Below are 13,643 nucleotides of genomic sequence, written 5' to 3'. Positions count from 1 at the left end.
AATCAGTAAAAAAAATATCGTTGATCGAACCAACTAATTATTTTTTTTATTAATATTGATACTTAAATTGAAAATCAATCTATTAATCATTAACCTCTATTTTGAATTAATTTTCACGTGATGAAAAAGAGTAACCGCAAAGAATTGAATTGGGAACAAACTGAAAAAGTTGTTTCGTTAGCCTTAGAAGAAAAAAATCCATTTGAAATCATAAAAAAAGAATTTGGATTGGCAGAAAAAGAAGTTCTGGAAATCATGAAAAAGAAAATGCCACTTGAGAAATTTGAGATGTGGAAAAAAAAGGCAATTGCAAATAAACCAAAACCAAAACCAGTTAAAATAGACGATTTTGACGAAGATTTGGATGGCAAATATTATATAAAGAATAAACTAGACTAAGATTAGAACTCCTGAGATTCAGGAGTTTTTTTTTTATTTTTAATCAAAATGTAACTTTTTTACCTTTTGTAAGTCATATAGCAATAACCAAACATGAAGAAATGAAAAAAATACTTTACACCCTAGCTCTCGCAGTTACACTTTGGAGCTGTAAAACAGGGAGCCCTTCAGGTGCCGCAAAAAGCAATGTCGTAGATGTTAATATTAATCTTGTAGACGTTAAAGACGATAAAGTTTTGGTAACGGTAACACCTCCAAAAATCAAAACGGACGAGGTAATTTACAGCATCCCAAAAACAGTTCCTGGAACTTATTCTACGGACAACTACGGTAAGTTTTCAGACGATTTTAAAGCCTTTGACGCCAAAGGAAATGCATTAGCCGTAAAAAGAATTGATGACAACTCCTGGTCGATTTCTGATGCTAAAAAGCTTCAAAAAATAACTTACTTAGTAGGAGATACTTTTGATACTGAAAAAGGAACAGGATTTGGAAATGACGACGTCTTTTCTCCAGCTGGTACCAATATCAATGCCGGAGTGAATTTCTTAGTAAACACACATGGTTTTGTAGGTTATTTTAAAGACAAACTTGAAATTCCATATAAAGTTACCATTACTCACCCGGAAACCCTTTGGGGAGCAACTTCTATGACCGATGAGGATGCAAGCAAAACAAGTGATGTTTTCACTACTTCGCGCTATGCAGTTTTAGTCGAAAATCCAATCATGTACTCTAAACCTGATTATACGACATTCAACGTAAACGGAATGGATATTTTAATCGCCGTTTATTCTCCAACAGGGAAATTTACTGCCGAAAGTATCACTCCGGAAATGAAAACGATGATGACGGCTCAAAAGAACTTTTTAGGCAAAGTAAATGCTAACAAAAAGTATACTGTTCTTTTGTATCTGTCAAGTATGGCTAAGGATGATGCCCACGGTTTTGGAGCATTGGAACATCCAACCGCTACAACAGTTGTTTTACCGGAATCTATGCCTAAAGAAAAACTGGTAGAATCTATGAAAGATGTAGTTTCTCACGAGTTTTTTCATATTGTAACTCCGTTAACGATTCACTCTAAAGAAATTCAGTTTTTTGATTACAATGCACCAAAAATGTCAGAGCATTTATGGATGTATGAAGGGGTAACCGAATATTTCGCCAACCTGTTTCAAATCAATCAGGGGTTGATTAACGAGGCTGAATTTTACACCCGTATTGCCGATAAAATTGAGCAGTCTAAACGTTTAAACGATACCATGTCGTTTACTGTAATGAGTAAAAATGTATTGGATCAGCCTTATAAAGACCAATACTTAAATGTATATCAAAAAGGTGCTTTGATCGGGATGTGTATTGACATTATCATCAGAGAAAAAAGCAATGGCGAAAGAGGAATTCTGGATATAATGCACAAATTAGCAAGCGAATACGGTGTTGAAAAACCATTTAACGATAACGAGCTTTTTGCTAAAGTAACTGAATTGACTTATCCTGAAGTTGGTGAATTCCTTAACAAATATGTGGCTGGCACTACTCCTATTCCTTATGACTTTTATTTGGCCAAAGTTGGTGTTACCAAAGCCTCTGAAAAAGTTCCGGGATCAATTTTCATCAAAGGCCAGGCTCCTTACATTGGAGTTGACAAAGCTACTAAAGCGATAAACGTTCGTTCTAACATCGACCTAAATGTATTCTTTTCCAATTTGAATCTAAAAGCTGGTGATATAATCCTTTCGGTAAACGATAAGACCTACAATTTAGACAATATTTATGATTTGATCGGGGAAAGTGAAAACTGGAAAGAAAATGATCCTATTACCGTTAAAATCAAACGTGCAGGTGCTGAACAAACCATCAAAGGAACAGTGAAAGTACCATTTGAAGAAAAAGAAACTTTTAAAGCAACTGATACTTCAAAAGAGAAACTTAAAAATGCATGGTTAAAAGGTTAATCTCTTTTTATCCAAATAATAAAAAAACCGACAAGTGATTGTCGGTTTTTTTTATTGATTATACTGTTATTCCGAAGAATGAGGAATCTTCATAAGTAACTTGTGTAATTAATCATTTATGTAAGCTGGTGAAGCTTTTTCAATTCAATGCATTGCGGAGTTACTCGTGGAGATTCCTCATTCTTCGGAATGACAATAGTGGCGTAAATAGTTGAATAAAAAACGACAAATGATTGCCGTTTTCTTTTAATTCAAACAATAAAAAACCGGCAATCACTTGCCGGTTTCTTTATTGATCATTTTGTCATTCCGAAGAATGAGGAATCTCCACAAGCAGCTCCACATAGTATAATTATTCCGTCATAATAAAAAAAAGAAAGAAAAATCTTTCATTTTTATAATAAAAAATCAATTAAAACTATTACTTTAGTTTTATGAAATACGCAGACGGATATCATACATACTATATTTATATCATAACAAATAAATCAAGAACGGTCTTTTATACCGGAGTAACCAACAACTTGAGAGTTCGTTTGAATCAGCACAAGGAAAATTGTATAACAGGCAAAAAAACTTTTGCATCAAGATATAAGGTAGAATTTTTACTCTATTATGAAAAATTTACCTGGATCCAGGAAGCCATACGTCGAGAGAAAGAAATTAAAGGCTGGCGAAGAGAAAAGAAAATTGCACTGATTAAAACCATTAATCCGGATTTAGATTTTTTGGATTACTTATTTCTATAGACTGGTAAAGGCTTTACAATTCAATGCATTGCGGAGTTACTCGTGGAGATTCCTCATTCTTCGGAATGACAATAGTGGCGTAAATACTTGTATAAAAAAACCGGCAATCACTTGCCGGTTTTTTTATAACTATTATTATCAGACTAAGTAGTAGCACCGTTTAGCTTGTGGGACTTCGACTTCGCTCAGTCTGACAATACATGTTCATGCTTTAGCTTTTTAACTACTTCTTCTTCACCGGAAATTTCCAGTCAAATTCGTCTTTATCGTTGATGATTGCGCCAATTTCAAACTTAACAACCTCCTCAAATTCTGTTTGAAGAATGAACCAATTGTCTTCATTGAAGTAATTTTCAAAAGTATCAAAAGTCTCCTGATTGTATTTTGTAATTCCTTTTGTTGCCAGATCTTTCTTGACATCAGCAATTTTTCTTCCGATTAATTTGAAACCAAAAACATCCAAATCGTTGCTTGATGCTACTAAATAACCTAATTTCAGGTCTTCTTCCTGATAAAACGTCAATCTGATTTTTTGTGCATTGTATACAAAAATCACATTATCATCTTCGTCTTTATAATTTTTATCAGGCTTTCCTAAAGCAGCTGTAACGTCATTCTGCTTCATTCCGAAAAGCAATTTATCAATTCCTGATTTTAGATTTACTTTCATATTTACTTTTATTTAAAGTGCAAATTTCGTGAAGTTTCTTGTTGTTCCGCTATGAATTGCACAAATTTTCTCAAATTTTAATATTAGACAGTGCAAGGCTGAGCGAAGTCGAAGGAACTTCATAACGAAAAAGAGGGCTTCGACTTCGCTCAGCCTGACATATATAAAATTAATATTGTTTCTTATTTGGTTTGGCACTCATATAAAACGTGATTTTTCCGCCGTTTATCACCTCCGAATGTTTTAGAAAAGGCTTATCCAATTGTTTTCCGTTTAAAATCACCTTATTCACAAACACATTTTTATCGGATTGATTTACCGTTTCGACTTCAAATTTCTTTCCGTTCTCTAAATTAAAAATCGCTTTTTTCACTAACGGACTTCCCAATGCATACTCATCTGAGCCCGGAGCAACAGGATAAAACCCTAAACTGCTAAAAATATACCAGGCACTCATTTGCCCAAAATCATCGTTTCCTCCCAAACCGTCGGCTCCGTTTCGGTACATTTTTTTCAGGATCATCCTGATTTTATCCTGAGCTTTCCATGGTGAATTTGTCCAATTGTACAAATAAACGACATGATGAGAAGGTTCGTTTCCATGAACATAGTTCCCGATGATTCCGTCTCTTGTAATGTCTTCTGTGTTTTCAAAATATTTGTCCGGTAAATGCATGTTAAACAAAGAATCCAAGCGAACTTTAAACTTCTCATTCCCTCCCATCAATTTGATCATATCGGCGGGATCCTGTGGTACATACAAACTGTAATTCCATGAATTTCCTTCAATAAAACCCTGTCCGTGTGTATCCAGCGGATCAAATTCTTTCTTAAAAGTTCCGTCATTTAACTTTGGACGCATAAACCCCGTCTTAGCATCGTAAACATTTTTATAATTTTTAGATCTTTCGATGAACTCTTTATAAATTTCTGTTTTGCCTAACTTTTTTGCTGCCTGCGCAATCGCCCAGTCATCATAAGCATATTCCAATGTTTTTGAAACCGAAGCACCATTTTTGTCTTCAGGCACATAACCTTTTGTCATATAATATTCCAATCCGTCATAATAAGGTACTTTTGCAGTGTTCACACAAGCCTGAAGTGCTTTTTCAGCATCAAAATTTGTATTGCCTTTTACAATCGCATCCGCAATTACAGAAACGGAATGATAGCCGATCATACACCAGTTTTCATTGGCATAATGCGACCAGATAGGCAACATCTTATGCACACTTTGATCTGAATGTGCCAGCATAGAACTAATCATATCCGAGTTTCGACCCGGCTGTAATAAGTTGAATAACGGGTGCAAAGCACGGTAGGTATCCCACAACGAGTAACTGGTGTAATTTTTAAAGTTTTCGGCTTTATGAACGTTCATATCCAAACCTTTGTAGTTCCCGTCTAAATCCATGTATTCCGTTGGTCCTAAAAAGGCGTGGTACATCGCTGTGTAAAAATTCACCAAATCTTCTTTCTGAATGGTTTCAATCTGAATTTTATTCAACTCGTTGTTCCAGACTTCCTGGCTTTGTTTTTTTACTTTTTCGAAATCCCAGCCCGGAATTTCTTTTTTCATATTTTCAAGTGCACCGGCAGAACTTACAGGTGATAAAGCCATTTTTATTTTAATTTTTTCTCCTTCTTCCGTGTTAAAATCAAAAAATATCTTTAAGTTCTGACCTGCCATTTCGGGAAAGTTTTTCGTCTGATCAAACCTACCCCAAAAACCTCTGTACACGCTTTTTTCTGATGCCGCCTGACCGTAGCTTTTTATAGGCTTACTAAAGCTCATCGCAAAATAAACCGTTCTGGTTCTCGCCCAGCCGTTCGTCTGGCGGTAACCCGTAATCAAAGTATCATTTTCTACACGAACAAAAGTCCATACATTTTTTTTATCATAATTGTAAATTCCGGAAGTCAAATCCAAAATCACATGAGCTTCATCCGACTTTGGAAAGGTGTACTGATGCATTCCTACACGTGTGGTGGCTGTTAGTTCGGCTTTGATTTTATGGTCTTCCAGAAGCACACTGTAATAGGCTGGCTCTGCTTTTTCGGTAGTATGAGAAAATGCCGATCGGTAACCCGATAATGGTTTTGAAGCAATACCCGGATTCAATTGTAACTTTCCTGTAGTGGGCATAATTAGAAAGTCGCCTAAATCAGAATGTCCTGTCCCGCTAAAATGAGTGTGACTAAATCCTACGATTGTTTTATCTTCATATTGGTATCCCGCACAATATTTATAGACCTCTCCGTTGTATTTTCCATTTGTACTGTAAGCTATAGTATCAGTTTCAGGACTTAACTGCACACTTCCAAACGGAACTGTTGCGCCAGGATAGGTATGTCCCATTTTAGCTGTCCCAATCATAGGATCAACGTACTGAATCAGATCTCGTTTTTCAGGCGTTTTTTTCTGAGCATTTACAGTACAACCAAATATTAAAAAGGATAATCCAAAAACAAAATTTTTACAATTTATTCTATTCATTAGTTTTCTTTTAATGATTATTTTTTGCTTAAAGCAGTATCTGGCATCTACTAAATCGATTTACCAATACTTTCAGATTTGAAAAATACAACAAAATATGCTTTTTAAAAAATATAAAATGATCCGTTCTCAAAAGCTTTTAAATATCTTTGATTCTGTAAAATGTCATAACATACATGAAAAAATATATTTTATTGTGGATTCTTTTTTATAGTACATTCAGTTTTGCACAAAAAATAGAAAGCCACAGACTGACAAAAAAAGAAATCACTCAAAGAGAACTCAACAATCTTTCTGATTTTCCAATCTATAAAGCCTTCGAATGTTCCGATAAAGGTGGTGTTTATGAGTTGCTATTCTGCGAAAATCAAAAAACAATCACCCAAAATGACACTTTAAATACAAAAATACAGGCCATTTATGTCCTTAATGATCATGGAGGTTTTCTTGAAAAATGGCGAATCAATGATTTACTGGAAGATTATGATCCCAAAGAAACAAATATCTGGTTCTGGACAAAATACAGCAGTACCAAAGATCTTGACGGAGACGGATATATCGATCCCGTAATCGTTTACGGTACAAAAACAGAGTACAATGAAATAAGACGTGTCAAAATTATTACGGTATACCAAAACAAAAAGTATGTGATTCGCGCCGTAGAATGTGATCTGGATTATTGCAGAAGTTTTAAAAAAGACAGTAATTGGAATTCTTTACCGCAAAAAATAAAAACGCATATTGATCAATTGGTTGTCAAACTTAGAAAAGAACAAAATTTAATTTTGAAAGACGGTTAGAAATTAAATGGGAAACCCCAAATTTTAAAATTCTAATGAATTCTATTCTTAAATTCTGTTAATAATATGGGTCGAACCGGATGGTTCTTCTTTTCTTTCCATTACGTTTTGACCGGATTAAAATCCGACCCTACAATATGGGCCGAGGCTAGCGCCTCTTTTTTAAAAGCTTACGCTTTTTTCTCTTACCTCATCAAAAAAATCTTTTCTTAGCGAAGTATCTTCATTTATTACAAAACTAGATGTTCTGTTTAGGAGTTCCGTAGGAACGAAACATATTGTAGCAACGGATTTTAATCCGTTGTAAAATAATGCATCCCACCCAAGAGTTCCGTAGGAACGGCACATATTATGACGACAGATTTTATTTTTTTAGAGAAATTACAAATCCACAATGGTTTTTTAAAATAGGGCGAACCGACGGTTCCTCTTTTCTTCCCATTCCGTTTTAACCGGATTAAAATCTGGCTGTACCAAATGAATCGAGGCTAGCGCCTCTGTTTAAAGCTTACGCTTTAAATTTTCTCTTACCTCATCAAACCATTCGTTTCTTAAAATACTTAAAACAATGGAATCACGACGAACATCACTATTTGCGGTTGGCATATGACTTCTTAAAACCCCCTCGACTTTACAGCCGATGCTTTTCATCGCAGCAATACTGCGTTCGTTATTATTATCGGCACGAAATTCTACTCGTTCCATACCAAGTGTTTCGAAGGCAAATTGTAGCAATAAAAATTTACAATGTTTGTTCAGTCCGGTACCTCTAAATGCCGATCCGTACCAGGTGAATCCTAACTGAAGTGTTTTATATTCGAGATTCATATCGTAGAAACGAGTTGAACCTGCATATTTTTGAGTTTTTTTATCAAAAACGATGAACGGAAATTCTTTTTGATTTTCGCGTGCTTTTATTGCCAGCTGAATGTATTTGATCAGATTTTCTTTTCCATCTGCACCTACGAGTGAGTACTTCCAGGTTTCCGGTTCGTTGATCGAAATTTCCAATAAGTTATCGACATCAGATTCTTGTAAAGGGCGCAATAAAACGGAATCGTCTTCTAAAATTATAGTATCGGAGAAATTAAAATTTGATGTTGTCATGGAATCTTTTTTGTGATGTGCGGCTTGATTTTATGAAAAAGCTATTAGAGAAGTGTATGAAATTTTTCGGAGAAATTGGCCATCATAAAAACACTAATTCTATTCACTCATTTCGTCATAACGCTCCGGAACTTGCGGATCGTATAACGGACATTTGAATTCTTCCATCAAAGAGACCAGTTTGTTCATCGTTTTTCCTTCGGTTCCGTAACAATCAATTTTGATACTTTGTGGTGTCGTAATGACCTGAAAAGCCCCTTTTCCTCCGTTGTTTTTCCAGCTGTTTTCGTCCACTCTCTCCCATTGAGAAAAAACCGAGTTGATTCGGTTTAAGATAACTTCAACGGGAAGGATCTCAAGACCTTCTACTTCTTCTTTTTCCACAAGGGCTTCATAAACTTCATGATGGTTTAAATAAACCTCTTCTAAATATCTCCAAAAAAGTAATTCGTACATGATTTGATGTTTTTAGCCCCGATAGAAGTGAAAATCCTTTTGTGACGGGGTTCGGCACAAAAGATTATAACGAATAGCGGGATTAGCTTCTAAAAAAGCCAATGATTAATAAAAAAAGGTTCTGTGATAAACTCCAGCATAAAAACCTTTGCAACTCAGAACCTTTGTATCTTAGTATCTCAAAAAATATTAATATTCGAATGTTCCGTATTCGCTGGTAATGGTAAGTTTTTTAGCAGTTGCTGCTTCTACTCTACCAACAATTTGTGCGTCTACATTAAATGATTTTGAAATTGCAATAATATCTTGTGCAATGTTTTCAGGAACATAAATTTCCATACGGTGACCGCAATTGAAAACCTGGTACATTTCTTTCCAATCGGTTTTAGATTGCTCCTGAATTAACTGGAACAATGGCGGAACCGGAAATAAATTGTCTTTTATAATATGTAAGTTCTGAACGAAATGTAAAATCTTAGTCTGAGCTCCTCCACTGCAATGCACCATTCCGTGAATATCATTTGGTGTATAAGTATCCAATATTTTCTTGATGATTGGCGCATACGTTCTGGTTGGAGAAAGCACCAACTGCCCTGCATTTATTGGACTGTTTTCGACAGCATCGGTTAAATTTACCTGACCTGAATAGATTAATTCTTCGGGTACAGCTGCATCGTAACTTTCCGGATATTTTGCCGCAAGGTATTTTCCGAAAACGTCATGACGTGCAGAAGTTAATCCGTTGCTTCCCATCCCTCCGTTATAGCTTTTTTCGTAAGTAGCCTGACCAAAAGAAGCCAATCCAACAATTACGTCGCCTGCTTTTATGTTGGCATTATCTACGACATCACTGCGTTTCATACGAGCAGTTACCGTAGAATCGACAATAATAGTACGAACAACATCACCCACATCGGCAGTTTCGCCTCCTGTTGAATGAATGGTTACTCCAAAAGATTTTAATTCGTTGATTAATTCTTCGGTACCATTGATGATCGCCGAAATGACCTCAGCCGGAATTAAGTTTTTGTTTCTTCCAATTGTTGACGAAAGCAAGATATTATCGGTTGCTCCTACGCACAATAAGTCATCAATATTCATGATTAAAGCATCCTGAGCAATTCCTTTCCAAACTGAAATATCTCCGGTTTCTTTCCAGTACATATAGGCTAATGATGATTTTGTACCGGCACCATCGGCATGCATAATCAAACAGTGCTCCTGATCTTGTGTTAAATAATCAGGTACAATTTTACAAAATGCCTGCGGGAATAAACCTTTATCAATATTTTTTATGGCGTTGTGTACGTCTTCTTTTGATGCCGAAACACCTCTTTGTGCGTACCTTTTGCTAGAATCTGAACTCATGTAACTTAGTTTGTGTTGATGTGGTGCAAAGATAATCCCTTTTTTTAATTCTTTGATTGATTCGTATGTCTGATTCGCAAAAAAAAACGGCAAGCTTTTAGGCACTGCCGATTTTTTTCAATAAAATTGGTTATCAAAAATTGAGTTTTTACTTTTTTACCTCCAATCCGGCATTGAGGCGTTCTGAAACAGTGTTGTTCGGGAACCATTACTATTGCTGCTCGAAATAGTAACTTTTTGTATAGTGTTGGCTGATAAACCATCATTTGATGTATTGACATAAATCAGCTCCGCTTCATTTGGAGAGAATTTTACATCGAAATCATTAAATCCATTTGGTTTTTGACTTGCCAATTCGGTTGAAGTATTATCCACGACTGTGTAAATAAATATTCTGGAGTCTAATCGTCTGTAAGTCGAATTTTCGAATCCTGAAATATCTCTGGTATAGGCAATTTTACTATTGTCTACAGAAATACTAATACCACTTGCGCCACCCGTTACTCCGGAAAGCACCTGATACAATACATCACCAGCGGTATTGATAACATATATCTCAACACCGTATCCCGACATATCATTTACTTTAAGTACAATTTGTGACCCATCCTGACTCCATTCACATTCTGAGATGAATTTTCCGTTTGGCGTTTTAAACAATTGAACCAATCCCGATCCGTCAGAATCAATGCGATACAATCTGTCAAAATTTGGATAAATAATTTGTCTTCCATTGGTGCTCCAGCAATAATTAACATACTCCATATTAAATCCTGCTATCGGTATAAAGTTTGTAATTTTTTTGACATCAGTACCATCCGGATTCATGGTAAATATTTGATTTAATGATCCGTCAGAACTTATATAAGCAATTCTGTTGATGCTTAAATTTTTTCTCGGTCTGTAGCTGTTTACTTCGGCAGAGGATAATTGAACTTCGTTTCCGGCTTCATCGGCTGTATAAATGACATTGTTATTTTTTACTTTTTTAACATACAAATATCTCGGATTTGGAAATGCTAAAGTCGTAAAGGAGTTTGTGACACTATTTATGGGTTTGTTAATTCCATCGTCTACGGTTACCTGCCAATAGTATTTTGTGCTAAAACTTAAACCTGAAATGTTAAGTTTTGTCTCTTTTAGATTGGCATAGGTTTTAGTTTCGTCTGTTGTTCCGTTTTTCACCGTAACGGTATACGTCATCGGATCTGATTCCGGATCTTTTGCTGTCCAGGTTAAATCTACGGTCAGTGGCTGTGCTGTGGCATTGTCTGCCGGTGCGGTTAGTACGGGAACATCTGGTGGTTTGTTATTGGCGGTAGAGACTTGTAACTCAAAAATAATCTGAGCTGTTATGTCTTTCTCAACAGTGGCAGGTTCAAATCTGGCAGTAAAACCATCTTTTTGGGCCTGAAAAGAATATTTTCCCAATGTTATTTTATCGATCTCGAAATATCCGTCTTTATCCGAAAATACGGTACTCGTAGTTGGGCTTGAAGAAATACGTGCGTTTTCTATTCCTTCATATGTTCGCGCATCTACTACTCTTCCTTTTATTGCTCCCGTTCCTGTTTCATCGACTTGATCTTCACTACAAGAAATCAAAAGCATAAAGCATATCAATATTTTTAGTCCTATTTTCATTGCGGTCTTGATTTGGTTAAACTTATCTTGACTTTTTTCTCTATTTTTTATTGAAAAAATATCGCTCTTTGGCATTATACTGCCGAACTATTTTTTCTTATGCTTGAAACTTTTTGGGAAGTAATAAGTGAGTCCCAAACCAAGTTTCCAGTAATAATCATCTCTTTTACCTCTTACGATATAATCGACATTGTCGCTAAAGGCCATATTATATTCTGCGAATAATTTTACTCCTAACTGACTGGTAGCCATATATTCGACACCACCTCCAAATTGAACTTTACTATGGAAATTTTTGTAGTCCTTATTAAATTCAAATCCGTAACCCCCATAAATAAAGGGCGTCAGAATATCACGAGGTAATATGGTGCATTCGAGATTGAGATCTGTAGATATATACCCCAAATCGTCTTTTCCTTTATTCTGAATTTTGAATACATTGGTTGAAGCGCTTATGTTAAAAGCCGGAGTGAAAAAATATTTCACAGCCCCTCTGGCCATTGGACGCGGCTCAGGACTTTTATAATCGCCTTGTATAATAGTTGTTCCACCGGAAATCTCTATACCAAAACGGCCTCTTTTACCTTCTAAATTTCTATCGTATAATTGGGCCAGATCGGCTTCGCTTTTTTCTTTATCGTAGGCTGATACAAAATTATCGATTTGATTTTGAGGCGCATTCACTTCCCAAAGCTTGTCTTTGATTCCTTCTACAATAAGACCTTCAACGGCTTTTTCTATGGCTTCGGTAACTGCCAGCTGAATGGGTTCATTTCTGGTAAAACCGGTTTCTACTTCCAAAAGTCGATTTAGATTTACGTATCGAAATAAACTGGCGTCTATACTTTGTGATAAGATGGTCTTAGAAACGTAAACCGTGTTTAGTATTTTTCCATTTGAGGTGGAAACCAATCTTAGATATACCGTAACCCGATCTTGTCTGTATCGCGTAGAACCTCCGGCGCCAAAATATCGGGCTCCAAAACCTCCGGTAATAATATTGGTGTCATAAGAAATAATACCGCCCTCTAATAAAACTCCCGCAAAAAGTAAAGGCGTCAATACTGCTTCACTGCCTTCTTTTTTTGCTTCATATTCCTGACGTGTAGACCGGATAATGTTTCGTTCGTTTAATAAATTTCCCAGATTCTCACGTTCTATAGGAACAAACCATTTTGAATCTTGAAGTGCTTTTATTAAAATAGATGTAGCACCCTGAGTAACTGCTGTGCTAAATGTGCTTCCAACTTCCGTCGCTTTGTATTGACCTGTCTGGTCTTTAAATTTATACACGCCCACCACAATCTGTTCTTTTGGTTTTGGCATATCGACTAAGTGTTCAGTTGCAGAAGTGTTTTCTCCAAAAACAGCTTTCTGAACTCCTACGGGTTGATTAAAATAAGCGCCACATCCTGAGAAGAGTAGGCAGGTTATTAACAGTAGAAAAAGGAGAGTTTTATTCATAATTAGTTATTTTTTAATAATAAAACATGAACTTACTTTTTATAAAAATCGAATACCAGACTATTTACCCGGTATAATAACTTGCGTTTGCTCGCCAGTTTCTATATCCAGAATATTGACAACCATTCCTAAGTTAGAATTGTAAATATCCACAGACAGCGTTCCGAATACATAATTACCCGGAGTAAGTCCTTGGCCACCGCCAGTACCACCGCCAGAACCTGTACCTGACCCAAATTGACCTTCAAATAATGAATTTGAAATTCGATTGAGCAATTGGTTATTTAAAGTACTTTTAAAACGCTCCAGATCTGTTGGCTGCTTATATCCGTTTGTATTGTCTTCTTTATAATCATTTTGTGCCTGTGCAGAACTAAGCATCCATTGATAATTAAAAGTTTCACCACCGCTAAAAGCCGGATTTATAGGCTTATAAGCAAGATCCTGTGCAAAAGAAACGGTGCAAAAACCCAACACAAATACGAATGAAATTAAATTTTTCATATTGCTGTTATTTAGTTTCCTACA

12 protein-coding genes are annotated in these 13,643 nt (G+C 35.8%); 4 read left to right on the top strand and 8 right to left on the bottom strand.

The features are described 5' to 3' along the window. Positions 1 to 120: 120 nt before the first annotated feature. The 3 genes from ACN1CN_RS07600 (at position 121) to ACN1CN_RS07590 (ending at position 3,109) form a co-directional block, all read left to right on the top strand. Positions 121 to 399 carry a DUF2805 domain-containing protein gene (locus ACN1CN_RS07600; RefSeq protein WP_173965611.1) on the top strand — a complete coding sequence of 93 codons (279 nt, stop codon included), beginning with the start codon at positions 121 to 123 and terminating at the stop codon, positions 397 to 399. Positions 400 to 500: 101 nt separating this feature from the next. Next, positions 501 to 2,360, top strand: coding sequence for a peptidase M61 (locus ACN1CN_RS07595; protein ID WP_419135216.1), 1,860 nt, complete (start codon positions 501 to 503; stop codon positions 2,358 to 2,360). Positions 2,361 to 2,794: 434 nt separating this feature from the next. Next, entirely contained in the window at positions 2,795 to 3,109 is a 315-nt protein-coding gene (locus ACN1CN_RS07590; protein ID WP_419135215.1) for a GIY-YIG nuclease family protein, read from the top strand. A 223-nt stretch (positions 3,110 to 3,332) separates the two neighbouring features. On the opposite strand, the gene ACN1CN_RS07585 is transcribed toward ACN1CN_RS07590, so the two are convergent. After that, positions 3,333 to 3,779 (bottom strand): hypothetical protein, encoded by a 447-nt coding sequence (locus tag ACN1CN_RS07585; RefSeq protein WP_419135214.1) that lies wholly within the window; start codon positions 3,777 to 3,779, stop codon positions 3,333 to 3,335. Positions 3,780 to 3,948: 169 nt separating this feature from the next. Continuing rightward, the gene (locus tag ACN1CN_RS07580) at positions 3,949 to 6,276 is read right to left on the bottom strand and encodes a GH92 family glycosyl hydrolase (RefSeq protein ID WP_419135213.1); all 2,328 of its coding nucleotides are present in this window, start codon (positions 6,274 to 6,276) and stop codon (positions 3,949 to 3,951) included. A gap of 176 nt (positions 6,277 to 6,452) precedes the next feature. Between ACN1CN_RS07580 and ACN1CN_RS07575 the strand changes: the two genes are divergently transcribed. Continuing rightward, positions 6,453 to 7,076, top strand: a complete 624-nt coding sequence (locus ACN1CN_RS07575; protein ID WP_419135212.1) for a M949_RS01915 family surface polysaccharide biosynthesis protein — start codon at positions 6,453 to 6,455, stop codon at positions 7,074 to 7,076. 501 nt (positions 7,077 to 7,577) lie between these two features. On the opposite strand, the gene ACN1CN_RS07570 is transcribed toward ACN1CN_RS07575, so the two are convergent. From ACN1CN_RS07570 to ACN1CN_RS07545, 6 genes are all read right to left on the bottom strand, one after another. Continuing rightward, positions 7,578 to 8,183: a GNAT family N-acetyltransferase gene (locus ACN1CN_RS07570; protein WP_419135211.1), complete on the bottom strand. Its 606-nt coding sequence runs from the start codon at positions 8,181 to 8,183 to the stop codon at positions 7,578 to 7,580. Between the two features lie 99 nt (positions 8,184 to 8,282). Next, positions 8,283 to 8,639, bottom strand: a complete 357-nt coding sequence (locus ACN1CN_RS07565) for a hypothetical protein (RefSeq protein ID WP_419135210.1) — start codon at positions 8,637 to 8,639, stop codon at positions 8,283 to 8,285. Between the two features lie 189 nt (positions 8,640 to 8,828). Then, positions 8,829 to 10,007 (bottom strand): AIR synthase related protein, encoded by a 1,179-nt coding sequence (locus tag ACN1CN_RS07560; RefSeq protein WP_291285141.1) that lies wholly within the window; start codon positions 10,005 to 10,007, stop codon positions 8,829 to 8,831. Between the two features lie 156 nt (positions 10,008 to 10,163). Next, positions 10,164 to 11,651, bottom strand: a complete 1,488-nt coding sequence (locus ACN1CN_RS07555) for a carboxypeptidase regulatory-like domain-containing protein (RefSeq protein WP_419135209.1) — start codon at positions 11,649 to 11,651, stop codon at positions 10,164 to 10,166. A gap of 87 nt (positions 11,652 to 11,738) precedes the next feature. After that, the gene (locus tag ACN1CN_RS07550) at positions 11,739 to 13,115 is read right to left on the bottom strand and encodes a CsgG/HfaB family protein (RefSeq protein ID WP_264523333.1); all 1,377 of its coding nucleotides are present in this window, start codon (positions 13,113 to 13,115) and stop codon (positions 11,739 to 11,741) included. A gap of 60 nt (positions 13,116 to 13,175) precedes the next feature. Further along, positions 13,176 to 13,619: a curli assembly protein CsgF gene (locus ACN1CN_RS07545; RefSeq protein ID WP_264523332.1), complete on the bottom strand. Its 444-nt coding sequence runs from the start codon at positions 13,617 to 13,619 to the stop codon at positions 13,176 to 13,178. Positions 13,620 to 13,643: the final 24 nt, after the last annotated feature.

The sequence above is a fragment of the Flavobacterium sp. T12S277 genome (genome assembly GCF_048514875.1).
Lineage (GTDB): Bacteria > Bacteroidota > Bacteroidia > Flavobacteriales > Flavobacteriaceae > Flavobacterium.
The sequence above is the reverse complement of the archived record's forward strand: the minus strand, read 5'-3'. Positions and strand labels throughout refer to the sequence as shown.